The sequence below is a fragment of the Arenimonas aestuarii genome, from assembly GCF_054781715.1.
The window spans coordinates 90,915-116,491 of sequence record NZ_BAAGTW010000005.1 but is presented as its reverse complement, the minus strand read 5'-3'; the positions used below and the strand labels follow the sequence as shown (position 1 = coordinate 116,491).

The 25,577-nt window shown below is 69.1% G+C and carries 23 protein-coding genes, 1 tRNA gene and 3 pseudogenes; 14 read left to right on the top strand and 13 right to left on the bottom strand.

Translation table 11 applies throughout. The annotated features are described in order from the left end of the window. The first annotated feature begins 24 nt into the window (after positions 1 to 24). A complete protein-coding gene (locus ACYVJH_RS09385; protein ID WP_460454382.1) occupies positions 25 to 750 on the top strand; it encodes a flavodoxin family protein in 726 nt (241 codons plus the stop codon). Here the strand turns inward: ACYVJH_RS09385 and ACYVJH_RS09380 are convergent. Next, a complete protein-coding gene (locus ACYVJH_RS09380; protein WP_460454381.1) occupies positions 747 to 2,162 on the bottom strand; it encodes a dihydrolipoyl dehydrogenase in 1,416 nt (471 codons plus the stop codon). The two genes, ACYVJH_RS09385 and ACYVJH_RS09380, sit on opposite strands and share 4 nt — an antisense overlap. Positions 2,163 to 2,277: 115 nt before the next feature. On the opposite strand from ACYVJH_RS09380, the gene pyrC reads away from it, so the two are divergent. Both pyrC and ACYVJH_RS09370 read left to right on the top strand, forming a co-directional pair. Then, entirely contained in the window at positions 2,278 to 3,318 is a 1,041-nt protein-coding gene (gene pyrC, locus ACYVJH_RS09375) for a dihydroorotase (protein ID WP_460454380.1), read from the top strand. A gap of 17 nt (positions 3,319 to 3,335) precedes the next feature. Next, entirely contained in the window at positions 3,336 to 4,133 is a 798-nt protein-coding gene (locus ACYVJH_RS09370; RefSeq protein WP_460454379.1) for an MOSC domain-containing protein, read from the top strand. 1 nt (position 4,134) lies between these two features. Here ACYVJH_RS09370 and ACYVJH_RS09365 read toward each other — a convergent pair whose 3' ends face one another. From ACYVJH_RS09365 to ACYVJH_RS09355, 3 genes and pseudogenes are all read right to left on the bottom strand, one after another. After that, on the bottom strand, positions 4,135 to 6,120 hold the full coding sequence (locus ACYVJH_RS09365; protein WP_460454378.1) for a diguanylate cyclase: 1,986 nt from the start codon (positions 6,118 to 6,120) through the stop codon (positions 4,135 to 4,137). Between the two features lie 135 nt (positions 6,121 to 6,255). Further along, a pseudogene (locus ACYVJH_RS09360) lies at positions 6,256 to 6,486 on the bottom strand (proprotein convertase P-domain-containing protein); the annotation flags it as partial. Between the two features lie 132 nt (positions 6,487 to 6,618). After that, positions 6,619 to 8,319 (bottom strand): annotated as a pseudogene (locus ACYVJH_RS09355) (S8 family peptidase); the annotation flags it as partial. A 562-nt stretch (positions 8,320 to 8,881) separates the two neighbouring features. Here ACYVJH_RS09355 and ACYVJH_RS09350 point away from each other — a divergent pair. Beyond that, positions 8,882 to 9,550: a hypothetical protein gene (locus ACYVJH_RS09350; RefSeq protein WP_460454377.1), complete on the top strand. Its 669-nt coding sequence runs from the start codon at positions 8,882 to 8,884 to the stop codon at positions 9,548 to 9,550. Positions 9,551 to 9,622: 72 nt separating this feature from the next. Here the strand turns inward: ACYVJH_RS09350 and ACYVJH_RS09345 are convergent. Next, positions 9,623 to 9,699: transfer RNA gene (locus ACYVJH_RS09345), tRNA-Met, on the bottom strand. Between the two features lie 152 nt (positions 9,700 to 9,851). Between ACYVJH_RS09345 and ACYVJH_RS09340 the strand changes: the two genes are divergently transcribed. From ACYVJH_RS09340 to ACYVJH_RS09325, 4 genes are all read left to right on the top strand, one after another. After that, positions 9,852 to 10,403, top strand: coding sequence for an RNA pyrophosphohydrolase (locus tag ACYVJH_RS09340; protein WP_460454376.1), 552 nt, complete (start codon positions 9,852 to 9,854; stop codon positions 10,401 to 10,403). A 72-nt stretch (positions 10,404 to 10,475) separates the two neighbouring features. Next, entirely contained in the window at positions 10,476 to 10,712 is a 237-nt protein-coding gene (locus tag ACYVJH_RS09335; protein WP_460454375.1) for a (2Fe-2S)-binding protein, read from the top strand. A gap of 92 nt (positions 10,713 to 10,804) precedes the next feature. Beyond that, the gene (bfr, locus tag ACYVJH_RS09330) at positions 10,805 to 11,275 is read left to right on the top strand and encodes a bacterioferritin (protein ID WP_460454374.1); all 471 of its coding nucleotides are present in this window, start codon (positions 10,805 to 10,807) and stop codon (positions 11,273 to 11,275) included. A 142-nt stretch (positions 11,276 to 11,417) separates the two neighbouring features. Next, a complete protein-coding gene (locus ACYVJH_RS09325; RefSeq protein WP_460454373.1) occupies positions 11,418 to 12,791 on the top strand; it encodes a S8 family peptidase in 1,374 nt (457 codons plus the stop codon). 80 nt (positions 12,792 to 12,871) lie between these two features. Here the strand turns inward: ACYVJH_RS09325 and ACYVJH_RS09320 are convergent, their stop codons facing one another. The 3 genes from ACYVJH_RS09320 to ACYVJH_RS09310 are packed head-to-tail and all read right to left on the bottom strand — an operon-like array spanning position 12,872 to position 18,661. Continuing rightward, positions 12,872 to 15,361 carry a hybrid sensor histidine kinase/response regulator gene (locus tag ACYVJH_RS09320; RefSeq protein WP_460454372.1) on the bottom strand — a complete coding sequence of 830 codons (2,490 nt, stop codon included), beginning with the start codon at positions 15,359 to 15,361 and terminating at the stop codon, positions 12,872 to 12,874. After that, on the bottom strand, positions 15,362 to 18,037 hold the full coding sequence (locus ACYVJH_RS09315) for an EAL domain-containing protein (RefSeq protein ID WP_460454371.1): 2,676 nt from the start codon (positions 18,035 to 18,037) through the stop codon (positions 15,362 to 15,364). It lies immediately after the preceding gene. 39 nt (positions 18,038 to 18,076) lie between these two features. Further along, positions 18,077 to 18,661: a DUF4126 domain-containing protein gene (locus ACYVJH_RS09310; RefSeq protein ID WP_460454370.1), complete on the bottom strand. Its 585-nt coding sequence runs from the start codon at positions 18,659 to 18,661 to the stop codon at positions 18,077 to 18,079. A 115-nt stretch (positions 18,662 to 18,776) separates the two neighbouring features. Between ACYVJH_RS09310 and ACYVJH_RS09305 the strand changes: the two genes are divergently transcribed. The 6 genes from ACYVJH_RS09305 to ACYVJH_RS09280 are packed head-to-tail and all read left to right on the top strand — an operon-like array spanning position 18,777 to position 22,425. Then, on the top strand, positions 18,777 to 19,508 hold the full coding sequence (locus ACYVJH_RS09305) for a DUF6776 family protein (RefSeq protein WP_460454369.1): 732 nt from the start codon (positions 18,777 to 18,779) through the stop codon (positions 19,506 to 19,508). 2 nt (positions 19,509 to 19,510) lie between these two features. Next, entirely contained in the window at positions 19,511 to 19,972 is a 462-nt protein-coding gene (locus ACYVJH_RS09300) for a bactofilin family protein (RefSeq protein WP_460454368.1), read from the top strand. Positions 19,973 to 20,003: 31 nt separating this feature from the next. Then, positions 20,004 to 20,363 carry an iron-sulfur cluster insertion protein ErpA gene (gene erpA / locus ACYVJH_RS09295; protein WP_188665610.1) on the top strand — a complete coding sequence of 120 codons (360 nt, stop codon included), beginning with the start codon at positions 20,004 to 20,006 and terminating at the stop codon, positions 20,361 to 20,363. A 7-nt stretch (positions 20,364 to 20,370) separates the two neighbouring features. Continuing rightward, on the top strand, positions 20,371 to 21,288 hold the full coding sequence (gene nudC / locus ACYVJH_RS09290; RefSeq protein ID WP_460454367.1) for an NAD(+) diphosphatase: 918 nt from the start codon (positions 20,371 to 20,373) through the stop codon (positions 21,286 to 21,288). Between the two features lie 9 nt (positions 21,289 to 21,297). Next, entirely contained in the window at positions 21,298 to 22,179 is an 882-nt protein-coding gene (locus ACYVJH_RS09285; protein WP_460454366.1) for a hypothetical protein, read from the top strand. A 15-nt stretch (positions 22,180 to 22,194) separates the two neighbouring features. Next, complete coding sequence (locus tag ACYVJH_RS09280) at positions 22,195 to 22,425, top strand: zinc ribbon domain-containing protein (RefSeq protein ID WP_460454365.1); 231 nt, start codon at positions 22,195 to 22,197, stop codon at positions 22,423 to 22,425. A gap of 10 nt (positions 22,426 to 22,435) precedes the next feature. On the opposite strand, the gene ACYVJH_RS09275 is transcribed toward ACYVJH_RS09280, so the two are convergent. The 5 genes and pseudogenes from ACYVJH_RS09275 to ACYVJH_RS09255 form a co-directional block, all read right to left on the bottom strand. Beyond that, positions 22,436 to 22,702 carry a CD225/dispanin family protein gene (locus ACYVJH_RS09275; RefSeq protein ID WP_460454434.1) on the bottom strand — a complete coding sequence of 89 codons (267 nt, stop codon included), beginning with the start codon at positions 22,700 to 22,702 and terminating at the stop codon, positions 22,436 to 22,438. Positions 22,703 to 22,721: 19 nt separating this feature from the next. Beyond that, complete coding sequence (locus ACYVJH_RS09270) at positions 22,722 to 23,156, bottom strand: DUF2752 domain-containing protein (protein WP_460454364.1); 435 nt, start codon at positions 23,154 to 23,156, stop codon at positions 22,722 to 22,724. Then, complete coding sequence (locus ACYVJH_RS09265; protein ID WP_460454433.1) at positions 23,140 to 23,457, bottom strand: CD225/dispanin family protein; 318 nt, start codon at positions 23,455 to 23,457, stop codon at positions 23,140 to 23,142. The genes ACYVJH_RS09270 and ACYVJH_RS09265 overlap by 17 nt, the downstream gene beginning before the upstream one ends. A 30-nt stretch (positions 23,458 to 23,487) precedes the next feature. Continuing rightward, positions 23,488 to 23,553 (bottom strand): annotated as a pseudogene (locus ACYVJH_RS09260) (zinc-ribbon domain-containing protein); the annotation flags it as partial. A gap of 86 nt (positions 23,554 to 23,639) precedes the next feature. Further along, positions 23,640 to 25,556 carry an MFS transporter gene (locus ACYVJH_RS09255; protein ID WP_460454363.1) on the bottom strand — a complete coding sequence of 639 codons (1,917 nt, stop codon included), beginning with the start codon at positions 25,554 to 25,556 and terminating at the stop codon, positions 23,640 to 23,642. Positions 25,557 to 25,577 lie beyond the last annotated feature (21 nt).

Below are 25,577 nucleotides of genomic sequence, written 5' to 3'. Positions count from 1 at the left end.
CCCCGCCACCGACAGGAGGCCGCCATGGCCCGCAAGGAGCCCACCCCGCCCGCGTCTTACGACGATCTGCGCGCGCTGTTCCTCAACTGCACGCTCAAGCCCACCGGCCAGGAGTCGCACACCGAACGCCTGGTCCACGTCGCTGCCGGCGTGATGCGTGCCAACAAGGTGGACGTCGAGGTGGTGCGCCCGGTCGACCTGGTGCTGGCACCCGGCGTGCAGCCCGACATGACCGAACACGGCGCCGAACGCGACGACTGGCCCTCGCTGTCGAAGAAGGTGATGGCCGCCGACATCCTGGTGCTGTGCACCCCCATCTGGCTGGGCGACCCCAGCTCCGTGTGCCGGCGGGTGGTCGAGCGCCTCTATGCGGAGTCCGGGAAACTCAATGCGCAGGGCCAGTACGCGTATTACGGCCGCGTCGGCGGCTGCCTGGTCACCGGCAACGAGGACGGCATCAAACACTGCGCGATGAACCTTCTCTATTCGCTGCAGCACCTGGGCTACGTGATCCCGCCGCAGGCCGATTCAGGCTGGATCGGCGAGGCGGGGCCGGGCGATTCCTACGGCGACAACGGTGCCGGCTACGACAACGACTTCACCCAGCGCAACACCACCTTCATGGCCTGGAACCTGATGCACCTGGCCCGCCTGATCAAGGACGCCGGCGGCATCCCCGCGCACGGCAACCAGCGCAAGGCCTGGGACGCGGGCTGCCGCTTCGACCATCCGAATCCCGAATACCGCTAGTCCAGCGCTTCGGTTCCCATCGCCGGGCAGTTGGCCAGGTCGCTGCGGTCCGGGCTGTCGTCCACCTGCCTGCCGGCATCGCGCAGGGCGGTGCGCAGGCCTTCTTCCAGCACCGGGTGGTAGAAGGGCATGCGCAGCAGGTCGAAGACCGTGAGTTTCTGGCCTACGGCCAGGGCCAGCAGGTGGGCCAGGTGGTCGCCCGAGGGCGTGCACAGCTCGGCGCCCAGGATGCAGCCGGTATCGTGGGCGGCGTAGACGCGCAGCAGGCCGTCGTTCTTCTGCGCGGCCCGGGCGCGGCCCTGGTGGCTGAAGTCCACTTCGCCGACCACGGTGTCGTCGGGCAGCTCCGACCGGCGCTGGCCGACGTGCGCCGACACCGGGTCGGAGAACACCACGCCCAGCGGCGTGCGCCGCTGGTAGCAGATGGGCTCGTCGGCCATCGCGTTGCGGCCGGCGATGAAACCCTCGTCCGCGGCTTCGTGCAGGATCGGCGCATGCGTGTTGACGTCGCCGGCGATGAACACCGGCGTGTCGCCGATGCGCAGCAGGCCCGGTTCGAAGGGTGGCAGACCTTTCTCGTTGAGTTCCACGCCCAGGGTTTCCAGGCCGACGTCGTCGAGGTTGGGGCGGCGGCCGATGGCGGCCAGCACGGCGTCCACGTCGACGGTGGACTTGCCGGCGCGCACGCGCACGCCGTCGCCGGCGGCTTCGAGCTCGACTTCGTGGCCGGTGTGGATGGCGAACTCCTGGTCGAGCAGGGCGCGCAGCGTCGCGTTCACCTTCCTGTCGTGCAGGCCGGCCAGGCGCTCGCTGCTGCTGAAGGCGCTGACGTCGATGCCCAGGCGGGCCATGGCCTGCGCCATTTCCACGCCGATGGCGCCCAGGCCGATGACGGCGATGCGGCGGGGCAGGTTGCTGCGTTCGAACAGCGAGTCGGTGGTGAAGACGCGATCGCCCAGGCGGGCCCAGGGGTCCGGCAGCACGGGCCGTGAGCCGGTGGCCAGGATGATGCGGCGGGCCGAAAACTCCCGGTCACCCACGGCCACGCGGTCGGGTCCCAGCAGGCGGCCGCGGCCGGCGAGGTTGCGCTCGCCCAGGTCTTCGGTGGCCTTGAGCACCCCGGACACGTAGTAGTCGCGCAGCTTGCGCACCCGCGCCAGCACCGCCGGGATGTCCACGGCCAGCGCGTCGGCACCGCTGACGCCGAACTCGCCCAGCTTCCTGCGGGCGTTGAAGGCATTGGCCGCTTCGATGAACACCTTCGAGGGCATGCAGCCCACCCGCGCGCAGGTGGTGCCATAGGGGCCGTCGTTGACCAGCAGGAAGCGGTCGGTGCGCTTGCGCACCTCGCGCAGGGCGGCCAGGCCGGCGGTGCCGGCGCCGAGGATGATGGTGTCGTAATCGGTGGCCATCGGGGATTCCGGTGCGGCGATGCCCCATCCTCGCGCAGGCCGGCCACCGGACGCAAAAGCAAAGCGGCGCCGAATCAGCGAAAATGCCCGGCATCCCCTCCGGCACCGGCACCTCATGGCCACCCAGCAGATCACCCTTACCCGCCCCGACGACTGGCACCTGCACCTGCGCGACGGCGAGATGCTGGCGCGCGTGCTGCCCGACACCGCCCGCCAGTTCGCGCGCGCCATCGTCATGCCCAACCTGGTGCCGCCGGTGACCAATGTCGCCCTGGCCGGCGCCTACCGCGACCGCATCCTGGCGGCGCTGCCGGCGGGCATGCAGTTCCAGCCGCTGATGACCCTGTACCTGACCGAACGCACGTCGCCGCAGGACATCGCCGAGGCCAGGGCCAGCGGCTTCGTGCACGCGGTGAAGTGGTACCCGGCCGGCGCCACCACCAATTCCGATGCCGGCGTGTCCAACATCGACCGCTGCCACGACACCCTGCAGGCCATGCAGGACCACGACCTGCCTCTGCTGGTGCACGGCGAAGTCACCGGTGCCGACGTGGACGTGTTCGACCGCGAAGCGGTATTCATTCAAACCCTGCTCAAGCCGCTGCTGCAGCGTTTCCCCAAACTGCGCGTGGTGCTCGAGCACATCACCACCCGCCAGGCCGCCGAGTTCATCGCCGCCGCGCCGGCCAACGTGGCCGCCACCATCACCCCGCACCACCTGCTGATGAACCGCAATGCGCTGTTCACCGGCGGCCTGCGCCCGCACCACTACTGCTTGCCGGTGCTCAAGCGCGAAGAACACCGCCTGGCCCTGGTGGCCGCGGCGACCGGCGGCAGCGCCAAGTTCTTCCTGGGCACCGACAGCGCCCCGCACACCCGCGGCGCCAAGGAATCGGCCTGCGGCTGCGCCGGCATGTACAGCGCGCACGCCGCGCTGGAGCTGTACGCCGAAGTCTTCGAAGCACAAGGTGCGCTCGACAAGCTGGAAGCCTTCGCCAGCTTCCACGGCCCGGACTTCTACCGCCTGCCGCGCAACACCGACCGCATCACCCTGGTGCGTGAAGCCTGGACGCTGCCGGCCGAGCTGGGCGAGGGCGCCACGGCACTGGTGCCGCTGCGCGCGGGCACCGAATTGGCCTGGCGCCTGCAGGGCTGAGCGAGCCAACGTCGGCCATGGCCTCCCTGTCGGCAATCCACGTGTACCCGGTGAAATCCTGCGCCGGGCAGTCGGTGGAAACCGCCGTCGTGCAGCCGCGTGGCCTGGAACACGACCGCCGCTGGATGCTGGTCGATGCCGACGGCAAGTTCATCACCGCCAGGCAGGAGCCGCGCCTGCTGCAGGTACAGCCCGTCACCACCGACGAAGGCCTGACCCTGGAAGCCCCCGGCATGCCGAGGCTCGCCGTCGCCGCGCCACGGGGCGGCGCCACGCTCAGCGTGACGGTATGGAAGGACCACGTTGAAGCCCGGGCCGTCGACCCCGCGACCGACGGCTGGTTCAGCCGGTACCTGGGCCGTCCCGTACGCCTGGTGCACATGGACGAGGGCGTGATCCGACGCAATGTTTCATCGCGCGCCCAGCCCGGCGACGAAGTCAGCTTCGCCGATTCGATGCCGCTGCTGCTGGTGTCGCGCGCCGCGTTGGATGCCTTGAACGAGCGCCTGGACCGGCCGGTGCCGATGGCTCGCTTCCGGCCCAACCTGGTTGTCGACGGCGTGGATGCCCACGCCGAAGATGCGTGGAAACAGGTCACCATCGGCGACGTGGTCTTCGACGTGGCCAAACCCTGCACCCGCTGCGTGCTGGTGACCATCGATGCCGATACCGGGCGGCGCGACGAGGGTGGTGAACCCCTGCGCACGCTCACCCGCTACCGGCGCGGAGAAGACGGCGTGCTGTTCGGCCAGCTCCTGGTCCCGCGCACGCGCGGACAGGTGTCGACCGGCGACCCGATCAGGGGCAGCGGCTAGTTCACGAGGTCCGGAGGCTGACCAGCCCTTCGTCGACCGCCTGCTGCAGGGGCCGCTTCAGCAGGGCATCGACGTCTTCCGGGGTGGCAAGCCGCTGGTTGTCGACGATCACCCAGCGATTGCGTCCGCTCATCTTGCCCAGGTACAGGGCCTGGTCGGCGATGGCGACCAACTGGTCCCAAATGGCGGCGTTGTCGCCGTCGATGAACGGGCAGGTCACCGAGCCGATGGTGCAGGTGATGGCAATGGGACCGTGGTCGCCCAGGGCGAACGGTTCGCCATTGACGGCACGCAGGATGCGGTCGGCGATCTGCGCGCACCTTGCCTGGTTGTCGACCCTCGCCACCAGCAGGAACTCTTCGCCACCCCAGCGCACCAGCAGGTCCGCGCCGCGCGTCGCGAGCTTTATCCGCCGGGCCATCTCCACCAGCACCTCGTCGCCCGCCGCATGGCCAAAACGGTCGTTGACGGCCTTGAAGTGATCGATGTCGAAGAGATATATGCCCAGGGCGGCCTCCGGGGACTCATGTCGCGTCCGGTCCAGCAAGGACAGCTCCCGGCCTACGTGCTGCTGCAGGAATCGGCGGTTGCCCAGGCGGGTGAGCGTGTCGGACAGGCTGAGCTGCTCGTACTGTTCGGCAAGCCGCTTCTTCGCGCGCAGGCGCGAGGCGACCAACATCACCACCATCAGCAGCAGGAAGGACAAGGCGATGAAAAAATTTTGTCGCTGGGAATTGGTGGCTTCGCGCTCGCGCTGCAGCGCCTCCTGCTGCTGCAGGACCACCGTCTTGAGTTCGGACTCGCGCTGCAGGCGCATCAGCTCGGCGTTGGACGCGGCACCGCTGGCGCGCCGCCGAAGCTGGGGTTCTATCTTCTCCACCAGCAGCTTCTTCAGTCCCGCCAGGCCTGCCAGGGCCGTTTCAGGGTCGTCGCTTTCCGACAGCCGCTTGAAGACATCCATCTGTACTTCCAGCGACGTCTCCGGCTTCAATGCCAGGCAGGCGGCGACCGGATGCCCGCGGTCCCAGTGCCGGGTCGCCAGCTGCCGGTAGCAGGCCAGGTATTGCTGGGCTACCGGGCCGCTCAGGGCGGCGTCGCCCTTTTCCCGGTCCGCGCGGGCAAGGTATCGCCTTGCGTCATTGAACCGTCCGAGTTCGGCCGCCGACAGCGCGGCGAAGACCAGCGCGTCCTCGCGATAGGGGCTCTCTTCAGCGGCGACCTGGTCGAAGCTGCCCAGTGCGTTTTCATACTCGGACAGATGCAAGGCGTAGGCGATGCCGCTGTTGAACTCGGTCAGGACCACCTTGTCCTTCAGGAACTGCTTGTTGGCCCGGTCCGTCGGATCTTCCAGCACCGCCTGCATCCGCACCCTGGCATCCTTGAGCAGCGCCAGGCCCTTGCGCACATAGGCCTCGTCGCCATTGACGATGTAGCTGGTGGCCGTGTCCATCATGATTTCGCCGAGCAGTTCGGTGTTGCCGGCGGGGGCAAGGGCAAGCGCGGCCTCGAAGTTTTCGAAGGCGCCGGCGATGTCGCCCGCCTGCGACTGGCGCCAGGCGACGTCCTTGAGCAGGGCCGCGGCTGCTCCGGGCTCGTCCCCCTGCCGCGCCTCGCTGGCCAGCGCCAGCAACTGGCCCATGGACTCCTCGTACCCGGGCACCGAGGCCAGGATGCAGCGCTCGCGATAGATGAAGTCCTTCGCCAGCGGCGGGTTTTCCAGGCAGGCGGCCGCGGCTTCCGGGTCGTGGCCCTCGTAGTAGTACTCATCGAACAAGGCCCGCCGGAGCCGGTAGTGCTCGGCGGGGTCCCCGCTTTCGGCCAGCCGGCCCTGGAGCCACTGCACCCGGATATCCAGCGGGGCTTCCGAAGGGTAGGCGGCCGGAAGCGGCGGCAGCGCACGGACTTCTTCGATGGTGACCTCGGCGCGGACGCAGCACACGGCCAGCAGGAGCACCCACCCGAGCCCATGCACCCTGCGTTCCGACATTCGCCTGTCACCCCTACGAAAAGGACGTTCGATACGGAATGTAGCAACGAAAGGCGGCTGGAACCTTGATGCAGCGACCAAAAGAAGAACCCCGGCCGAAGCCGGGGTCCTGGTTTGCAGCGTATTGCCCGTGGATCAGAACGTAACCGACCAGCTGTTGATGTAGCCGGTGTCGCCGCCGGCGTTGTCGTTCACCCGAAGCTTCCAGGTGCCGTTCAGCGCTTCCGAAGACAGGTTCACCGTGTAGGTGCCGACGATGTTGTCGGCACTGCCACCGCTGCGGTTGTGCAGGTTGTAGGTCGAACCATCGGGCGCCACCAGGTCGACCTTCAGGTCGCCCTTGTAGGTGTGCACGATGTTCACCGCCACCGACGCATTCGACGGGGCATTGCCGCTGCGGCCGGAGACCGAGATCGGGCTCTCGACGGTGGCGTTGTCGTTGATCGCGTAGTCGGCGGTGTTGCTGTAGGTCTGCGGCGAGCTGCCGCCACCGGCGGTGTAGTTACCGACAAGGCTGACGCCCGAGAAGCTCGAGTAGGCCTTCACGCGCACGTGGTAGGTGCCGGCCGACGGGGCCGCGATGGTGCAGGTCTCGTTGTTGCCGCTCAGGTAGGGGCGGCAGACGTACGAGGTGTCGGTCGGCTGGCTGCCGAACTGCACGTACATGTCGGCGTCGCCGGTGCCACCGGACATGGTGAAGGTCAGGTTGCTCGAACCGGCCGGCACCGACAGGGTGTAGTACAGCGAGTTGCCCGCAGTGGCCGACAGGCCGGTCACGGCCACGCCCTTGGTCAGGCTGCCACCGGTCGGCGGCGGCGGCGGCGTACCGCCACCACCAGCCAGGTCCACCAGGGCCCGGGCATCGATGATGCCCGCGCCGCAGCCACCCGAACACGCGCCCGACAGCGGGTACGCGGTCGACTTCAGGTTGGCTTCCACCTGCGACGGGGTCCACAGCGCCAGGCCCAGGGCCAGGCGACGGCTCTGCGCCAGCGCCACGGCGCCGGCCACGTGCGGGGCCGCCATCGAGGTGCCGTTGTAGGACACGTAGTTCTCGCTGCCCGGACCCTGGGTGCCGCTGTTGAGCGTGGACAGGATGTTCGAGCCCGGTGCCGACACGTCGATCGAGGTGCCGTAGTTCGAGAAGCTCGAACGCGCGCTGGCGCTGGTGACCGAGGCCACGTTCACCACGTTGTTGCAGCTGGCCGGGGTGAAGCCCGAGGCATTGGCGTTGCTGTTGCCCGCCGCCACCACCACCGTGGTGCCGCGGCTGACGGCGCTGTTGATCGCGTTCTGCGTGGCGGTGTCGCAGGAGCCGCTGCCGCCGAGCGACATGTTGATGACGTCGGCCGCATTGGCCGCCGACAGGGTCGGCACGCCGCTGACGCTGCCACCCGATGCCCAGATGATGGCGTCGGCGATGTCGGACGTGGAGCCGCCGCCGCGACCCAGCACGCGGACCGGCATCACCTTGGCGCCCCAGGCGGTACCGGCAACACCCTTGGCGTTGTTGGTCACCGCGGCCACCGTGCCGGCCACGTGCGTACCGTGCCAGCTGGAGGGGTCGCCACCGTAGTAGTCGCCCGGGTCGGCGGGGTTGGAGTCGCGGCCGTTGCCGTCACCCGCCGTGGTGCTGTTGGAGATGAAGTCGTAGCCGGCGACGATGTTGGCCGCCAGGTCGGAGTGGGTCACGTAGCCGGTGTCGAGCACCGCCACGATGATGCCGCTGCCGTTGGCCACGTCCCAGGCCGTGTTGGCGCGGATGCCGGCGTCGGCGTCGGTATAGCCCCACTGCTGGCTGTAGTTGGTGTCGTTGGGCGTCAGGGTGTGCCTCATGATCCGGTCGATCTGGACGTACTCGACGTTCGGATTGGCCGCGATCTGGCGCATCAGGGTTTCGGCTTCGGCCGGGCTGAGCTTCTGCGAGCTGGCCACGACGTCGGCACCCAGGGACATGCGGCGCACGTGGCTGGCGGCCAGCGGCTTGCCGGCGCCGGCGCGATTGCCGTTCTGCAGGCGGGAGGCCTGGACCAGCTGGTTGGCGCCGACGGCGGCGACGTCCAGCGAGCGCTTGAGCGCCGCCGGGTTGGACGCCTCGGGCGTACCGGCCTTGTACTTGACGATGAACTGGTCGAACTGGGTGTCCGAAGCGATCGCGCTCAGGTCGACCCGAGGAGCGGGCTGGACGCCCGCGGCCATGGCGGCCTGCGCTGCAAGGGCGAAGGAAGTAGCCACGACGATACCGCGCAAACGAAGCTTGCGAGTGTTGTTGCTCACGTTGGTGGATCCCCGAAAAAGGAAAACAGCGATTGCCGCAAAGCGGCCGTGTTTTGCATCCCTGCCCCGGGTCCCCTGGGTGCACAACCCCCTTACGCGAGCCTTTAGGCTTCTCGTGTCAGCAGAAGGTTGCACGCCACCCGGACGTGTGACGCAGAGCACATCTGCATGACACTTTGCCGACGCTAGCCTCAGGGATTTTTGCCGTCAAGCGGCAACGCCGCATAACCGGCCGGGCTGGCTCCGGCCGGCGCCTGGTCAAAAAATGACCGCAGAAAACAAGGCGTTTTTTGGAGGCGACTGGCGCGGCGGCAAGGTGCCCGGGAGACACCCCGGGGCTACCGCCGGGCCAAACTGCGCAAACCCGGGCCGACGAACGGTCGTGCCGGGTGCCGCCGGGTGGCGGATTGACGGGCCGGCTTCCTGCCGCAGCCAGATTCGGTGATAGTCCGGGCGAATCATTGGGCAAGCCAGGGAGTACCTGTTGGACAAGACCTCTTTCCGCGCGCCATGGCGACACGCCTGGCTGCTGGGCCTGGTGGCCGTGGCGTCCTGCGGGTCGGGCGAGCTTCCTTTCGTGGCCGGGTCCTTGCCCGATCCCTCGCTGGCCAGGGCCTACCCGGGCTGCACGATCGTCAGCGTTTCACCCGCCGAGGCGCTGCCGGAAATTGGAGGCGAGGGCCGCCGCGCCCTGATGCGCCACGAAGCCGACTGCCTGCCGGACTTCGGCCACCCCGCCGCGTGGCACCAGCCCTATCGCATCGCCTTCGCGCAGGAGTTCACCGAGTCGCGCCAGTTCCCCGGGGGTACCAACACCTGGGTGGGCGGCGAGACGCGCTTCTTCGACGACTCCGCCGGGCCGCAGCGACAGGTAGACGCCGCCGCCGAAGGCATGGGCAAGAACTGCGCCGTGCTGCTGGAAAAACTGCAGGCCGAAGCGGCGCCGTGCATCACTTCAATCGACCCGGACACCGGCCGCCAATTCCAGGCAGCGCTTGACGACTTCCGCGGCAAACTGAACTTCCACATCAACACGAATGGCGAAACGCACCTTGCGGCGATTCGCATGGGGCGCGACCAGTTCTGCCTGGAGCATTGGCAGATGGTGCAGCGTCAGCTGGAGGGGCGGTTTGCGGGGTGCGTGGTCAGATGAGCGGGTGTCCGACAGCCGTGCAATGGCGATCAGCGGGACACAAAAAAACCCGCAAAAATGCGGGTTTAGTGATGGTGGCTATGGGTGGACTCGAACCACCGACCCCGTCATTATGAGTGACGTGCTCTAACCGGCTGAGCTACATAGCCATCGGCCGCTATCCGTTGCGGATAGGGCCGCGTATTGTCCGGGCAGCACCTCCCTGTGTCAATCCAGCCCCGCTGCGGGCCGCGTGCCGCGCTTGTGGCGCCTTCCGGGCCTGTGGCAGTCTGGCCCCAGTAGATTTTTTGGAGTCCGTCCCGTGGTCGATCCGGACGGTTTTCGCCCCAACGTGGGCATCGTGCTTATGCACGGCGACGGCCGGCTGTTCTGGGCCCGGCGGGTCAACCGTGACGGTTGGCAATTCCCACAGGGCGGCATGAACACCGACGAGACGCCGCTCGAGGCCATGTACCGCGAGCTGCGCGAAGAGGTGGGCCTGGCCCCTGAACACGTGGAAGTCCTGGGCGCCACGCCCGGCTGGCTGCGCTACCGGCTGCCCAGGCGCTGCATCCGCCGGGGCAACCGGCCGGTGTGTATTGGCCAGAAGCAGGTGTGGTTCCTGCTCAAGCTCACCGGGCAGGAGTCCGACCTGCGGCTGGACCTGACCGAGAAGCCGGAATTCGACAGCTGGCGCTGGGTGGACTTCTGGTACCCGGCCGAGCACGTGGTCAGCTTCAAGCGCGAGGTTTACGTAAGGGCGCTGGAGCACCTGGCACCGCATGCCCGGGAAGTGGCGGGGGAGGGCGCTGTCCCACCGGCGGATGAGACGGTGCGGGCCCTGGTGGCGGCGGCCGGCGGCAGGTGCCGCTAAGGCCAACCGGGGCTGAAGCCCCACGAAGGCGTCCGGGGAAAGCGGTTGACAATGATTCGCATTCGGGGTTGAATGCGAACAGTTCCCATTTATGGACCGTACGCCATGTACGTCTGCCTCTGCCATGGAGTCACCGACCACGACATTCGCCGGGCTGCCGAAGCCGGGTGTACGTCCGTGTCCGAGCTGACCATGCGCACCGGCCTGGGAAGTGGCTGCGGCAGCTGCGGCGAGCTGGCGGCCGAGATCCTGGGTGAAGCCAGCGCGCCGAGGGCGTTCCCGCTGCCGGTGTTCGCGGCCGCCGCCTAAGCGGCACTGAAAACGCTAAGCATTCCCGTTCCGGCATGGCCCGGCGCGAAGCGCTAGGCTGCCTGTTGCATCCACGGAACAGGAGGCCAGCCATGAAAGGCGACGCCAAGGTCATCGAGCACCTGAACAAGGCGCTCTACAACGAACTCATCGCGATCAACCAGTATTTCCTGCACGCCCGCATGTTCAACAACTGGGGCCTGAAGGAGCTGGGCGAACACGAGTACAAGGAATCGATCGACGAGATGAAGCATGCCGACATGCTCATCGAACGCATCCTGTTCCTTGAAGGCCTGCCCAACCTGCAGAACCTGGGCAAGCTGCGCATCGGCCAGACCCCGAAGGAAGCCCTGGAGTGCGACCTCAAGCTCGAGCACGACGCCGTGCCCGACCTCAAGGCCGGCATCGCCCACTGCGAGCAGGTGGCGGACTACGTTTCGCGCAAGGTCCTGGCCGACATCCTCGAGTCCGAGGAAGAACACATCGACTGGCTTGAAACCCAGCTCGAGCTGATGGGCCGGGTCGGCGAGCAGAACTACCTGCAGTCCAAGATGGGCAGCTGAGCCCCGTTTCCGGCCCCGGCCGGGGGTGAAGGTTTCAGCTGAAACCGTGTGCTGCATCGCAGAATGACTTGGGCCTCGGGCTGGTCGTAGCTTCCCGAATCCCCGCCCTTTTGGCGGGGACTTTTCGGGGAGTCACAAACGCATGAAATCAGTTTTCCGCACCACGCTGCTGGCCGCGGCGACCCTCGCTGCGCTCGGTACTGCTTCCTCCGCCCTTGCCGGTGGCCGTTCCGACCTCGTGCTGGCCGCGCTCGACCGCGGCGCCGAGCACCACGCCAACCGCGTGATCATCCAGTTCAGCGCCGACGCCACGCCGGCGCAGCGTAATGCCGTCATGCGCCGCGGCGCCCTGCAGGTGCAGGACACGCTGGTGCGCGGCAACCGCCGCTTCGACCGCGGCGGCGACGTCCAGCTCATGAGCTTCCGCGGTTACGGCAACGTCGCCCAGGCCATCCGCGACCTGGAAGGCCGCCCGGGCGTCGACTTCGTCGAAGCCGACTTCGTGCTCCGCCACGCCACCAGCAACGACCCGCTCTACACCGGCGGCCAGCTCTGGGGCATGTACGGCGACGCCACCAGCCCGGCCAACGCCTTCGGCAGCCAGGCCGGCGAAGCCTGGGGCGGCGGCGCCGATTGCTCCACCGTGGTGGTGGGCGTCATCGACGAAGGCTACATGTACGAGCACGAAGACCTGGCCGCCAACGCGTTCAAGAACCCGGGCGACAGCACCTTCGACGGCGTCGACAACGACGGCAACGGCCTGGTGGACGACGTCTACGGCTGGGACTTCGACGGCAACAACAGCTCGCTGTTCGACGGCGCCGGCGACGACCACGGCACCCACGTGGCCGGCACCATCGGCGGCGTCGGCAACAACGGCATCGGCGTGGCCGGCGTCTGCCACAGCGTCAAGCTGATGGGCGCCAAGTTCCTGGGCCGTCGCGGCGGCAGCACCGCCAACGCCATCAAGGCGGTGGACTACTTCACCGACCTGAAGGTGGACGGTGGCCTGAACATCGTCGCGACCAACAACTCCTGGGGCGGCGGCGGTTATTCGCAGGGCCTGAAGGACGCCATCGACCGCGCCAACGCGGCCGACATCCTGTTCATCGCGGCGGCCGGCAACAGCGGTGCCAACAACGACGCCACCGCGTCCTATCCCAGCAACTACGACAGCCCCAACGTGATCGCGGTCGCCGCGCTCACCTCCTCCGGTGCCCTGGCCAGCTACTCGCAGTACGGCGCCACCACCGTGGACCTGGCGGCGCCGGGTTCGGGCATCGTCTCCACCGTGCCGCGCAGCTCCAAGGGCAAGGTGATTTCCGGCTACGCCAGCTACAACGGCACCTCGATGGCCACCCCGCACGTGACGGGCGCGGCGGCGCTTTATGCCGCCCGCAACCCCGGGGCGAGCGCGGCGCAGATCAAGGCCGCCATCCTGGCCACCACCACGCCCACGCCTTCGCTGCAGGGCAAGGTCGCCACCGGTGGCCGGCTGAACGTCGAAGGTTTCTGAGCCAGCGCCTTCGGGTGTGAAAACGAAAGGCCCGGCAGCGATGCCGGGCCTTTTTCGTTCCGCTTGCCTTGCAGGGCCGGCTATTTGAGCAGGGCGTTCAAGGCCAGCGCCGCCCGCCGGAACTCGCTCTCGAGCACCGCCACCGCCACCGCCGGCCGCGGCAGCACACCCTGGCGGGCGCCCAGTTCGATGCGCTTGGCGGCGGCCGACAGGGCCATGGCACCCAGGTTGGCGCTGGCCGACTTGAGGGTGTGCGACGGCGCCACCATCGCCGGCATGTCGCCCGCGGATGCCGCCGCTTCGAGCGTGCTGACGTGCTTGGGCGCGTCTTCCAGGAACAGGCGCACCAGGCTCAGGTACTCGTTGCCCATGACCGCGCGCAGTTCGTCCACCACTTCATTGGCCAGCACCGGCGGCGGCGTCACCGGGGCTTCGCCGCGCAGTTGGGTCGACATCGGCTCGGGCCGCGCTGCCGGCGCCGGCGGACGGGCCGGTGCGGTGGCGGCCGGCTGCGGGATCCGCGGCGCCACCGGGGCGGGCGCGGAGGCAGCGGAGCGCGACGGGAAGGTCGGGCTCGGGCGCGGGATGGCGGGCGGTGCCGGGCGCGCGGCCATCGGGGGCGGCGCCACCACCGGGGGCGGCGGCAGCGCGTCGGCCGACACCGGTCGCGCCGCCAGCCAGCGCGCCAGCGTGGCTTCGAGCAGGCGGCGGTCCACCGGCTTTGACAGGTAGTCGTCCATGCCGGCGTCCAGGCACTTCTGGCGGTCGCCGGCCATGGCGTTGGCGGTCATGGCGATCACGGGCAGGCGCGGCAGGTTGTTCGCCGTTTCGTGCTGGCGCCATTCGCGGGTGGCGGTGTAACCGTCCTTCACCGGCATCTGGCAGTCCATCAGCACGATGTCCAGGTTGCCCTGCATCATCCGGTCGAGGGCCTTTTCGCCGTTGTCGGCGGTTTCGCACTGCAGGCCGAGCAGGCCGACCAGGCGCTGGGCCACCATCAGGTTCACCGGGTTGTCCTCGACCAGCAGCAGGCGCCCGCGCAGGCGGCCCTTGGGCGGGTCGGGCTCGGGCACGGCGCCCGGCACCACCAGCTCGCGTTCGGACAGGGCCTGGGCCTCGTCGCTGAGGCTGGGCTGCGCCGGCCCGGCCGACAGGAAACCCATCAGCGCGTTGCGCAGTTCGCCGCCGCCGATGGCGCGAGGCAGCACCAGCGCGTTCGGGCCCTGCACCAGTTCGGCGGCCACCGCTTCTTCGCCGTGCAGGTAGGCCACGCGCAGGTCTTCGAGCTCGGGCGTGCGGCGCAGGTTGCGGTGCAGGGCGATCACCGTGCTGCGAACGCTGTGCAGGTCCACCAGCATCAGGTCGAAGCTCCAGTTGGCGCCCCGCTGAAGGGCGCTGCGCAGCTTCGTCAGCGCGTCCTGGGTGGTTTCGGTCTGGGTGAGGGTGGCGCCCCAGCCGGGCGCGGCCTGGCCAATGCGCTGTCGCAGCGCCGCGTCGGTGGAGAGCAGCAGCACGCGGGCGCCGTTGAGGTCGGTGCGCTGGCCCTGCACGTCGCCGGCCGCCTTGAGCAGCGGCACTTCGAACCAGAAGGTGCTGCCACGGCCGGGTTCGGATTCCACGCCGATGGTGCCGCCCATCAGGTCGACGATGCGCTTGCAGATGACCAGGCCCAGGCCGGTGCCGCCGTAAAGCCGCGTGGTGCTGGCATCGGCCTGGCTGAAGGCGCGGAACAGGCGCGCGTCCTTGGCGATGCCGATGCCGGTATCGACGATTTCAAAGCGCAGCTCGTGCTGGCTGCGGGTCTCGCCGCGGCGGCTCACCGCCAGGTTGACCGAGCCACGTTCGGTGAACTTGACCGCGTTCGAAAGCAGGTTGGTGAGCACCTGGCGCAGGCGCACGGGGTCGCCGCGCACGGCCAGGCGCACGGACGCGTCGATCTGCAGGTTCAGGCGCAGGCCCTTGGACTCGGCGGGCTTTTCCATCAGCCGGATGACCGAGTCCAGCAGTTCGCGCAGGTTGAAGCTGGTGGTTTCCAGCGTCACCTTGTTCGCTTCGAGCTTGGAGTAATCCAGGATGTCGTCGACGATGCGCTGCATCTGCCGGGCCGACGTGTAGGCGGTGCGCACGATGTCCTGCTGGTCGGGCTGCAGGCGGCTGCTCATCAGCAGGTCGAGCATCGGGATGATGCCGTTGAGCGGCGTGCGGATCTCGTGGCTCATCGTCGCCAGGAACTCGCCCTTGGCCATCATCGCCGACTCGGCGGCCTGCTTGGCCTCGGTCAGTTCGCGCTCCAGGCGGCGGTGCAGGGCCAGTTCTTCCTGCAGCGCGTTCACCTCGCGGGTCTGCTCGCCGGTGGCCTGGGCCGCCTGGTGCAGGGCGCGGCTGCGCATGGTGTAGGCGCGCCACACGCCGGCGGCGCCGGCGAAGGCCAGCAGCGCGGCGATCAGCGCGGCCGACTGCCACAGCCAGTTTTCGCTGAAATGCCCCATCGCGGCGGCGATCGCCGCGCCCAGCGCGCCCGCGATCGCCAACCAGCGCACGATCAGCGCGTCGTTCGGGTTTGGCGTCATCTAGAGCACTGCCTGTTGGAAGTCGAAGTCCATGTCGCGGTCGGCCTGCTGCACCAGGTTGCCCTGGATGAAATCGATGCCGCTCATCCACAGCGTGGCGGCGGCCTGCGCGTCCTCGACGCCGTGGCCGATCACCTCCAGCCCGCGGCGATGGGCGCGGTCGATGAGCATCTTCAGCTCGTCGCGCATGTTCGGCGACAGCGCGGTCGAGGTGTACTTGCGTGCCAGCTTGACGAAGCCCAGGGGCAGTTCGTCGAACAGGCGGTCGGTGTCGTTGCTCGATTCGAACTGGCTCAGGCAGAACTGCAGGCCGTCGGCCACCATGGCATCGCAGAAGGTGCGGATGGTGCCGGCGTGGATGGCGGCGTCCTCCATGCGCAGCTCGACCACCAGCGACGTACCGGGCACGTCGTGGGCGGCCAGCTCGGCCTTGAGCCAGGTGGCCTGGCCCGGGTCGGCAAGCGTCAGCGGCGACTGGGTGACGAAAAGGCGCAGCGCCTTGCCCTCGGCACGGCGCTCGCCCACAAGCTTCATCGCGGCCTGCATCACCCAGCGGTCGATGTCGGTGATGAAGTCGCCGCGCTCGGCCAGGGGCACCACTTCGGCCGCCGGCAGCAGCTTGCCGTCGCCGTCGCGCAGGCGCAGCAGCACCTGGTACTGGCTGTCGTCGCTGCCGGCCACGGCAACGACAGGCTGGTACAGCAGTTCCAGGCTGTTGCGGGCGATGGCTTCGCGGATTTCGTTGACCAGCGCGGTTTCGCGCGCGGCTTCGGTCGGCTGGGTCGGCTGGTAGCGGCGCACGCCCTTGTCCTGGGTGCGCGACTCCCGGGCCATGCGCTCGGCGACGTCCAGCATTTCGGACACGTCGGTGAACCGATGCTTGAAGGCGCACACGCCCACCGAGACGCGCAGGCGCAGCGGGCGTCCCTGCACGGTGAACGGATGTTGCACCAGGGCCGCGCGCAGCTGGGTGGCGAAGGCCTCCAGCGAGGCTTCGTCGCGGTCGCTGTCGAGCACCACGAAACTGCCGTCGCCAAACCGCGTGGCCGGACGCGGGCCGGCCTGTTCGCCCACCAGCTTGCCCACGGCGGCCAGCAGCTGCTCCAGGACGGTCAGTCCGAGGCGGTCGCGCAGCAGGTTCACGCTTTCGACTTCCAGGAACAGCACGCCACCGGTGCTGTGCTCATGCGCGCCGGCCAGGGCCTCGGCCACCTGTTCGCGCAGTTCGGTGCGATGCATCAGGCCGGTTTCCGGGTGCCTGCCGGTGCGCCGGGTCTGGCGTTCCTGGGACGCGCGGTGGCGGGCGACGCGATTGCTTACCGCGGCGATGAGGTGTTTTGGCCGCACCGGCTTGGAGATGAAATCGTCGCCGCCGGCTTCCAGGGTTTCGAACTGGCGGTCGGTATCGGCTTCGCCCGACAGGAACACGATGGGCGTGTGCAGGAAGGCGTCCTGGTCGCGGATGAGCACGGTCAGCTCGATGCCGTTGGCATGCGGCATATGCAGGTCCATCAGGATCAGGTCGGGGTTGAACCGGATCAGGGCCTCGAGCACGTCCAGTGGGTCGAGCACCACGTCGGTCTGCATGCCGGCATTGCGCAGGATGCCTTCGGCGAACAGGGCCTGGTTGCGGTCGTCTTCGACGATGAGCACGCGGAAGGGCTCGCCGCCGCCGGGGCTGACCAGCTGGCCCAGGCGCTTGAGCACCTCGGCGGCATTGGGCTCGACCAGCAGCAGGTCGACGCCGGCGCGCTTGGCGTTCAGGCGCAGGTTGATGTCGTCGGCTTCGCTCAGGGCCACCAGCTGGATGGGCTGGCTGCTCAGTTCGCGGGCGGCGCGCACGGTGGCGCCGATTTCGTCGAGCTGGCTGCTGAAACCGGCGTCCACCAGGGCCAGGCGCGCGGGCAGCGCGCCCAGCAGCTCGCTCAGTTCCTCGGGCGTGTCGAGCAGTTCGACTTCATAGCCGGCGGCCTCCATGCGCTGGTCGAGTTCCAGCGACAGCGGCCCGTGTTCGGTGAGGTGGTAGACGCGGATGCCGGTGACATCCACGGGGGTGTCGGCGGGAGCAGGGGCGGGTGCCGGGGCCGGGGACGGAGCCGTCTTCGGCGTCGGCGTCGGGGCCCGGGACCGCGACGGTGGGGCCGGCTTCACGGCCGCTGGTCTTGCTGCCGGCTTGGGTGCCGGCGCTGGCTCAGGCGCCGGCGGCGCCGGCTCCTCGGCCATGGCGGTGGCGGTGGCATCGGGCGCGTCTTCGCCCCAGCGACGCCAGTAGTTGGCCGGCGGCGTTTCGGCGCGGCCGTTTTGCTGCACCACGCGCTGGGGCACGCTGGGATCGGCGCCGGCCTCGGCGCCCATCGGCACGGACTGGCCGATTTCCTCGACCAGGCTCCAGAGTTGTTCGCCGATGTCAGGCTCGGGCAGCGTCTGCTGCTGCAGCGTGTCGTGCAGAAGCTCGTGCAGGCGCAGGAAATGCTGGCCGGCCTGGTCCAGTCCGTGCTGGCGGCAGGCGTGGCCCAGGCTCAGCGCGTCTTCGTTCAGAAGGGCCACGCCGTTGATGTCCCAGCCGTCCTGCAGGAAGTGGTGCAGGCGGCGGCCGATCTTCTCCACGCGCCGCGGAAGGTGGCGCAGGAAGGCGGGTCGGTGTGCGGCGAGTCGTGACTCGTCGTGCGGATTCATCGAGTGGCCTCTGTTTGGCCTTGGATTATGCCCTGAAGGTTAACGGCCGGCAGCCGCCTTGCCGGACAGGCGCCAGACCCACCGTGCCAGCCAGGCCACGAGCAGCGCGCCGGCCAACAGTACCCCCAAAAGTAGCGCCAACGCCGCCCAGGGGTAGAGGAAGACCACCGAAATCGCCCCCAGTGCCGCGGTGTCCTCGCTGGCCGAGGCCGCCCAATTCGATACCGGCTCGGGTGAAGCATTGATGACGGCGCGCGTTCCTGACTTGAGCAGGTGCGTGCCCAGCGCCGCGCCGCCACCCAGGGCCAGCGCGCCGCCCGACAGCTGGCCATCGTCGGAAAGCGTGGCCGCCGCCAGGAATGCGCCCGCGGGGATGCGCGCCAGGGTCTGAAGCAGGTCCCAGCCCGAGTCCACGCCCGGGATCTTGTCGGCGGCGAACTCCACCACCGCCAGCGCGCCGGCAGTGCCCATCACCCAGGGCGACATGGTCACCTGCAGGGCGTCGGGCAGGTCCACCCACCCCATCAGCCCGGCCAGGCCGACGCCGAAAACGGTGAAATAGGCGCGCACGCCGGCCAGGCAGGCCAGCGCCAGCCCCAGTGCGAAGATATGCGCTTCGGTCATGCCGGCCCCCGGAACGTGACGTGGTTCACAGTATAGTGGCCCTGCGCCTTGACGCTGGCAGGGTGCGCCCGCTTAAGTTGGCCGGCTCCGCGTCCCGACGCGACCCCCTAAGGTCATGAATACCCCCGCCCCCGACAAGCACCGCTTCGTCATCGTTCCGCATCGCCCTTACGCGCGGGTGCTGCTGGTGGTCGGCCTGGCGCTGTGGCTGGCAAGCCTGGTGGCCGTCTGGATGTTCGCGTCCGAACGCGCCGCGCCCGGCCGCGACCAGCTGCGCCAGGAACTGAACCTGACCAGCGAACGCGCCGCGCGCTCGGAGGACGTCGCCCGGCAGCTGCGCCAGAACGTCGCCACCCTGCGCCGCAGCGACCAGATCAGCCGTGCCGCCAACACCGAGCTGCAGGCAACGCTGGCCGAGCGCGAGGAGGAAGTCTCGGCCCTGCGCGCGGACGTGGCCTTCTACGAGCGCCTGGTCGGTGCCACCGGCCAGCGCCGTGGCCTGAGCGTGCACGAGGCCGTTTTCGCCCGCGAGTCGGGCGGCACCTGGCGCTACACCGTCACCCTTACCCAGAACCTCAACCGCGGTGCCATCAGCAAGGGCGAAGCGCGGATGTCGGTCGAGGGCGTCAGCGAAGGCCGCCTGGTCAACCTGGGCTGGGCCGAGCTCCTCCAGAAGCCGGATGCAACCGGACAACCGTTCTCGTTCCGCTATTTCCAGCAGCTCGAAGGCAGCGTCATGCTGCCCGAGGGTTTTACCCCCCAACGCGTCCGCGTGCAGTTGCGCTCGGGCGGCAGTACCGTGGAGCAGGCCTTCCCCTGGGAAGCCCGTGCGCCGCGAGGAGACTAACCATGTTCGGCAGTGACAAGAAATCCCCCCGCCACGGCAATGCCGTGGAAACCCTGGTCGGCCCGCGCGCGGTCATCCGCGGCGACATCAATTTCTCCGGCGGCCTGTACGTCGAAGGCACCATCTACGGCAAGGTGGTCGCCGACGACGGCTCGGCCGCGGTGCTCACCCTGTCCGAGGACGGCCGCATCGAAGGCGAAGTGCGCGCGCCGGTGGTCGTGATCAGCGGCACCATGACCGGCGACGTCTACGCCAGCGAACGGGTCGAACTGGCCGCCAACGCCCGCGTGCAGGGCAATATCCACTACAAGGTGGTGGAAATGGCCGCTGGCGCCATGATTACCGGCCGCCTGATCCACGCCGAGGCGCCGCTGGCCCAGTTGACCGGCCCGGCGGGTGAATCGGCGCCCGCGGCGGTGCCCCTGCGCGGCAAGACCGGCAAGGCCGAGGCTCAGGAAGCTTGAAAGCGGGGCCCGCAGGCCCCATCTTGCCGCCATGGAAATGCATCCCAGCTACCAGCAGCTCGACGCCCCGCTCGAGTTCACGCCGGCCGCGGCCGCCAAGGTCGCGTCCCTGATCGCCGAAGAAGGCAATCCGGGCCTGAAGCTGCGGGTGTACATCACCGGCGGTGGCTGCTCGGGCTTCCAGTACGGTTTCGAGTTCGACGAGCAGCAGGCCGAGGACGACCTGGCCCTGCAGCGCGACGGCGTCACCCTGCTGGTGGACCCGCTCAGCCTGCAGTACCTGATGGGCGCGGAAGTGGATTACCGCGAAAGCCTGCAGGGCGCGCAGTTCGTCATCCGCAACCCCAACGCCAAGACCACCTGCGGCTGCGGCAGCAGCTTCTCGGCCTGATCCGCGCATGAGCGCCGTGCCACCCGGTTTCGCCTTCCGCGGCCCGGGCCTGGACCGCGCCGAGTTGCTGCGCGAAAACCCTGAAGAACTCGATGCCCGCTGGCATTCGGCGCGCGTGCTGGTGGTCGATGCCGAAGGCCAGGCCCGCTTCCACCGCCCGCCCAAGGAAACCGCGCCGGCCACCGGCGCCGAGGCCTCGCCCGAAGACGTCATCTGCACCGGCGGCCGCCTGGCCCCCGGACGGCCCGCCACGGCCAGCCTGCTGGGGCTGGACGGCGACACGGCCTGGTTCGTCCTTCCCCACGAAGACCTGGACCCGCCCCTGCCGGGCCGCCTCGGCGTGCGCGAAGCGGCCGCCACCTGGCCGGCGCTGCCGGCCTCGGCCCTGGCCCAGGCCCGCGCGCTGGTGCACTGGCAGCAGCGCAATCGCCATTGCGGCGGCTGCGGGGCCGCCGTGGTGTTCGGCCGGGCCGGCTACAGCGCCCGCTGCCCGGGCTGCGGGCTCGAACACTACCCACGCACCGACCCGGCGATCATCGTCGCCGTCAGCGACGGCCAGCGCCTGCTGCTGGGCCGCCAGGCCAGCTGGCCGCCGGGGCGCTGGTCGGTGCTGGCGGGTTTCGTCGAGCCGGGCGAATCGCTGGAACAGGCCATCACCCGCGAGGTCATGGAAGAAGCCGCGGTGCCGGTGCATTCGAGCTGTTATTCAGGCTCCCAGCCCTGGCCCTTCCCGGGCTCGCTGATGGTGGGGTTCCACGCCGCGGGCGAGCCGGTGGAACCCCAGGTCAGCGACGAGCTGGAGCAGGTGCGCTGGTTCTCGAAGGCCGACATCGAGGCCGAGGTCGCCAGCGGCGAACTCAAACTTTCGCCGCGGCTATCGATCGCGCGCACCCTCATCGAGGAATGGCTGGCCCAACAGGGCTAGAATCCCCCCATGTCCGCCGCCCTCATCGCCGTCGTCGTTGCACTGCTGCTGGGGCATGTCTTCCCCTCGCTGCCGCTGCTGCGCCGCTACGACTGGTTCATCGGCTGGCTGCACTGGCTGGGCCGGCAGGCTGGCGGCGACTGGCCCAATGGCGTCGGCCTGCTGCTGGCCGTGGGGTTGCCGCTGCTGGCGATCGGCGCCGTCCAGTTCTTCGTCGACGACCTGTTCTACGGGCTGCCGGCCTTCGCCTTCGCGCTGCTGGCGCTGCTCTACACCTGGGGCCCGCGCGACCTGGACCTGGACGTCGAGGCCATCATCGAAGCACGCACGCCCGACGCCCGTTGCGAAGCCGCGCAGTCGCTCTTCCACACCGGCGGCGAGCCGGTCTGCGAAGGACCGGCGCTGGTCGAGGCGGTGTTCCGCTGCGCACTGTGGCGCTGGTTCGGGGTGCTGTTCTGGTTCCTGGTGGCCGGTGCGGTGGGTGCCATCGGCTACCGGCTGGTGTCGCTGTGCGCCCAGGGCGAGGCCCGCCGCAGCCTGCCGGCGGGCCAGCGCGGCGTCGCCCGCACGGCGCTGGCGGTGCTGGACTGGCCGGTGGCGCAGCTGATGACCTTCGCGATGGCGCTGGCGGCCGATTTCGACCGCGTCGTGGGTGCCTGGCGCGACTGGCACGCGACTGGTGGCCTGCGCCTGGACGTGGGATTCCTGGGCGCCGCCGCGCGCGCCTCGGTGGCCAGTGAACTGGCCGAGGAAGAAGCCTATGCCGTCGATGGCCCCGCGCAGGCCCCGGCCCTGCTGGAACTGCGCGACGCCATGAGCCTGGTCTGGCGCATCCTGCTGCTGTGGCTGGGCGTGCTGGCCTTGTTCGTGCTTGCCGGCTGGGCCGTGTAAGCCCCGGAGAGCGCCTTGGAAAAGCACAATCAATGCCCCGAATGTGCGGGCACCCGCGTCCACAGCCACGGCGGCATCAGCGCCGGTGGCGGTTATGCGCCAAATTACCTGCCTGGCCTGGGCACGTTCTTCTCGTCGGGCAAGTTCACGGTGCGCGTCTGCGCCGACTGCGGCCTGACCCGTTTCTACGCCTCGCCCGAGGCGCGCGCGAAGCTGCGGGACTCGAAGGACTGGCGTCGCGGTTGAGGGGCAGGGGCTAGAAGCTGTTCGCCAAAGCGCCCAGGCCAAGGCCCATGGCCAGCAGCAGCAGGTAGGCCACGAGGCCGATGAGCGGCGTGAACAGCGACACCAGGCACCAGAACCGCGCCTTGTCCGAGGCCTCGCGGGCGCCGGCCACGTTGCCGGCCGCCACCAGCGTGTCGATGCGGCTGGCATGGACCAGCGCGACGATGCCACCGGGCAGGCAGCAGAACAGGGTCGCCAGGATCGCCCAGACCAGGTGGTTGGGGACGTAAGCATGCATCTGCGGCGGGGTGGTCAATTCATGCTCCCGGGGCCAGCCACGAGAACGGTTCCCACGGCAGGTTTCGCAATACTGCGTAAGTGATCAGCACGACGGCCCAGGGCCGGGCGTCGCCGATTCGGCGGGCCAGGCTGCGCCAGCCTTCCGGCAGCGCGAACAGCTGGTTGGCCAGCAGTAGCGCGACGAAGGGCAGGGAAAGCACCAGCAGCGGGTTCATCGCCATGGCGCTGGCGACGTCGAGGTGCAGCAGCGCATGCAGGGCGCGGGTGGTGCCGCAGCCGGGGCAGAACAGCCCGGTCAGCCACTCCGACGGGCAGGGCGGCAGCGGGCTGCCGGCCTGGCGCGGATCCACGTGCCACAGCACGACGGCGCCCGCCGCGGCGGCCAGGCCCAACAGGGCCAGGCCAACCGGGTGGCGCCGATACCCCGGCAGGGGATCAGTAGTTGCCGGCATCCGCGAGGGCGCCCAGCATCACCAGGCCGAACCAGGCGACGATGGCGAACAGGCCGACGCCCAGGGAAATCCAGCTCCACAGCTTGGCGTTGTCGGATGACTGCTGTGCGCCGACGTAATCGCCGGCGGCCGCCTTGCCGTCGACCTGCGCCGCGTAAACGATGGCGACGATGCCGCCCGGCAGGCAGCAGAACAGCGTCACCAGGATCGCCCACACCAGGTGGTTCGGGATCGGCGCACGCGGCGCGCCGGCGGCAGGCGCGGTGGCCTGGGGCGGCGGGGTGCTCGGGCCGGCCGACATCGGCGGGACCGGCGGGGTGACGGAAAGCGCGGCCCCGCATTGTTCACAGACGCTGGCGCCGGCCGTGTTCTGGTGGCCGCAGTTGGTGCAGATCATGGTGTTCCCCTGGAAAGTGGTCGTGGTGCACGCAAGGGCACCACGACGGGGAAACTAGCGGTTGCGTGCGCGTTCCGTCAAACCTTTCAGGGACGGTCGCCGCGCAGCTGCCGCACGCGCGCCTCCAGCGAGGCCGCGCTGGCGCTGTCGCCGGGCACGGGCGCGTCGGCGACCAGGCCGACGGCGGCGCGCAGTCGCCGCGGCACGCGCAGGCGGCCCAGGCGGCTGTCGCGGCGCGACCACATGCTGTCCCACAGGCCGGTCAGGGCCATCGGCACCACCGGCACCGGTGTCTGCGCCAGGATGCGTTCGACGCCGCCCTTGAAGGCCGCGATCTCACCGTCCTTGGTCAGCGCGCCCTCGGGGAAGATGCAGACCAGCTCCCCGGCCTCGAGCGCGGCCTTTACTTCGGCGAACGCGGCGTCCATCACCGCCGGGTCCTCGCGTGCGCCGGCGATGGGGATGGCGCGGTGGGCGCGGAACACCCAGTTCATGCCCGGGATGCGGAAGATCTTGTAGTACATGACGAAACGGATCGGCCGCGGCACCGCGGCGCTGATCACCAGCGGGTCCATGTAGCTGACGTGGTTGCACACCAGCAGGGCCGGGCCTTCGTCGGGGACGTGTTCCTCGATGCCGGTGATGCTGACGCGGTAGAAAACGGACACGTAGATCCAGGCCAGGAAGCGCAGGAAAAATTCCGGCACCAGGCTGAAGATCAGGATCGACACGCCGGCGTTGGCGATGGCCAGGGCCAGGAAAAGCTCGGGAATGCTCAGCCCGGGTAGCGGAATCCTGAGCCCGAACACGGCCAGCGACTCTCGCTGCAGCAGCACGCCCAGCGCGGCCGCGATCACGATGAATCCCGCGTTCTGGATGTTGACGCCGGCGATCACGCGCGAAAGTTCCTCGCGCGGCGTGCGGCTTTGCACCAGCGCGAACAGCGGCACGATGAACAGGCCGGCGAACAGGCCGATCAGGGTGAGGTCGGCGATGATGCGCCAGTTGCCGCCGGCAACGAAGTCGCGGACGGTCAGGTCACTGGCGGTCGCCAGGTCCGGCCGCGCGAAATACAGGTCGGCGCAGAAGACGGTCATGCCGATCGCACCCAGCGGCACCAGGCCGATTTCGATGGTGCGGCGGCTCAGCTTTTCGCACAGCAGCGAACCCACGCCGGTGCCCACCGAAAACAGCACGAAACAGAACAGGTAGAGCGTGCTGCCGCCGCCCAGGTAGGTCTCGGCGTAGGTCGGCAACTGCGCGGTCAGCACCGTGCCGACGAACCAGAACCAGGAGATGCCCAGGATCGCGTTGCGAACGGCCAGCTGCTTGCGCGCCAGGCGCAGGGCCTTGAGCGCTTCCGGGAACGGGTTCCAGTTGATCTTCAGGTCCGGCGCCGACGCCTCGACCCGCGGCACCAGACGGCTGACCAGGTTGCCGATGATCGCCAGCACCACGATCGACGCGGCCGCCGCCTCCGGCCCCGCCTGGCCGGCCACCACGAAGATGAGGCCGCCGAAGATCATGCCCAGCAGGATCGACATCGAGGTGCCCATCTCGACCAGGCCATTGCCGCCGGTCAGCTCCTCGGGCTTGAGCACGCTGGGCAGGATCGAATACTTCACCGGCCCGAACAGCGTCGACTGCAGTCCGGTGCCGAACAGCGCCACCAGCAGCAGGGGCATGTTTTCGGTCAGGAAGCCGACCGCCGCGACCGACATGATGCCGATCTCCATCGCGGTGGTGATGCGGATGAGCCGCTGCTTCTCCAGCTTCTCGGCGATCTGCCCGGCCAGTCCCGAAAAAAGGAAGTACGGCAGGATGAACAGCGCCGGCGCCAGGTTGGTGTAGAGCGTGCGCTGCTCCGAGGACACGCCCAGGAAAAACAGCAGCGCGATGATCGCCTGCCGGTAGACATTGTCGTTGAAGGCGCCCAGCGACTGGACGACGAAAAAAGGCAGGAAGCGTCGCTGCCCGAGCAATTCAAACTGGTTGTGGGCCATTGGCTCCCCCGGTGACCGAAG

Excerpts from the sequence above, each read along its gene's own strand:
- ACYVJH_RS09315 (WP_460454371.1), bottom strand. The coding sequence starts at position 18,037 with ATGAATCCGCACGACGAGTCACGACTCGCCGCACACCGACCCGCCTTC.
- bfr (WP_460454374.1), top strand. The coding sequence starts at position 10,805 with ATGAAAGGCGACGCCAAGGTCATCGAGCACCTGAACAAGGCGCTCTAC.
- ACYVJH_RS09335 (WP_460454375.1), top strand. The coding sequence starts at position 10,476 with ATGCGAACAGTTCCCATTTATGGACCGTACGCCATGTACGTCTGCCTC.
- ACYVJH_RS09270 (WP_460454364.1), bottom strand. The coding sequence starts at position 23,156 with ATGCCGGCAACTACTGATCCCCTGCCGGGGTATCGGCGCCACCCGGTT.
- ACYVJH_RS09370 (WP_460454379.1), top strand. The coding sequence starts at position 3,336 with ATGGCCTCCCTGTCGGCAATCCACGTGTACCCGGTGAAATCCTGCGCC.
- ACYVJH_RS09265 (WP_460454433.1), bottom strand. The coding sequence starts at position 23,457 with ATGTCGGCCGGCCCGAGCACCCCGCCGCCCCAGGCCACCGCGCCTGCC.
- erpA (WP_188665610.1), top strand. The coding sequence starts at position 20,004 with ATGGAAATGCATCCCAGCTACCAGCAGCTCGACGCCCCGCTCGAGTTC.
- ACYVJH_RS09305 (WP_460454369.1), top strand. The coding sequence starts at position 18,777 with ATGAATACCCCCGCCCCCGACAAGCACCGCTTCGTCATCGTTCCGCAT.
- ACYVJH_RS09320 (WP_460454372.1), bottom strand. The coding sequence starts at position 15,361 with ATGACGCCAAACCCGAACGACGCGCTGATCGTGCGCTGGTTGGCGATC.
- ACYVJH_RS09310 (WP_460454370.1), bottom strand. The coding sequence starts at position 18,661 with ATGACCGAAGCGCATATCTTCGCACTGGGGCTGGCGCTGGCCTGCCTG.
- ACYVJH_RS09325 (WP_460454373.1), top strand. The coding sequence starts at position 11,418 with ATGAAATCAGTTTTCCGCACCACGCTGCTGGCCGCGGCGACCCTCGCT.
- nudC (WP_460454367.1), top strand. The coding sequence starts at position 20,371 with ATGAGCGCCGTGCCACCCGGTTTCGCCTTCCGCGGCCCGGGCCTGGAC.
- pyrC (WP_460454380.1), top strand. The coding sequence starts at position 2,278 with ATGGCCACCCAGCAGATCACCCTTACCCGCCCCGACGACTGGCACCTG.
- ACYVJH_RS09285 (WP_460454366.1), top strand. The coding sequence starts at position 21,298 with ATGTCCGCCGCCCTCATCGCCGTCGTCGTTGCACTGCTGCTGGGGCAT.
- ACYVJH_RS09385 (WP_460454382.1), top strand. The coding sequence starts at position 25 with ATGGCCCGCAAGGAGCCCACCCCGCCCGCGTCTTACGACGATCTGCGC.
- ACYVJH_RS09365 (WP_460454378.1), bottom strand. The coding sequence starts at position 6,120 with ATGTCGGAACGCAGGGTGCATGGGCTCGGGTGGGTGCTCCTGCTGGCC.
- ACYVJH_RS09300 (WP_460454368.1), top strand. The coding sequence starts at position 19,511 with ATGTTCGGCAGTGACAAGAAATCCCCCCGCCACGGCAATGCCGTGGAA.
- ACYVJH_RS09275 (WP_460454434.1), bottom strand. The coding sequence starts at position 22,702 with ATGCATGCTTACGTCCCCAACCACCTGGTCTGGGCGATCCTGGCGACC.
- ACYVJH_RS09255 (WP_460454363.1), bottom strand. The coding sequence starts at position 25,556 with ATGGCCCACAACCAGTTTGAATTGCTCGGGCAGCGACGCTTCCTGCCT.
- ACYVJH_RS09380 (WP_460454381.1), bottom strand. The coding sequence starts at position 2,162 with ATGGCCACCGATTACGACACCATCATCCTCGGCGCCGGCACCGCCGGC.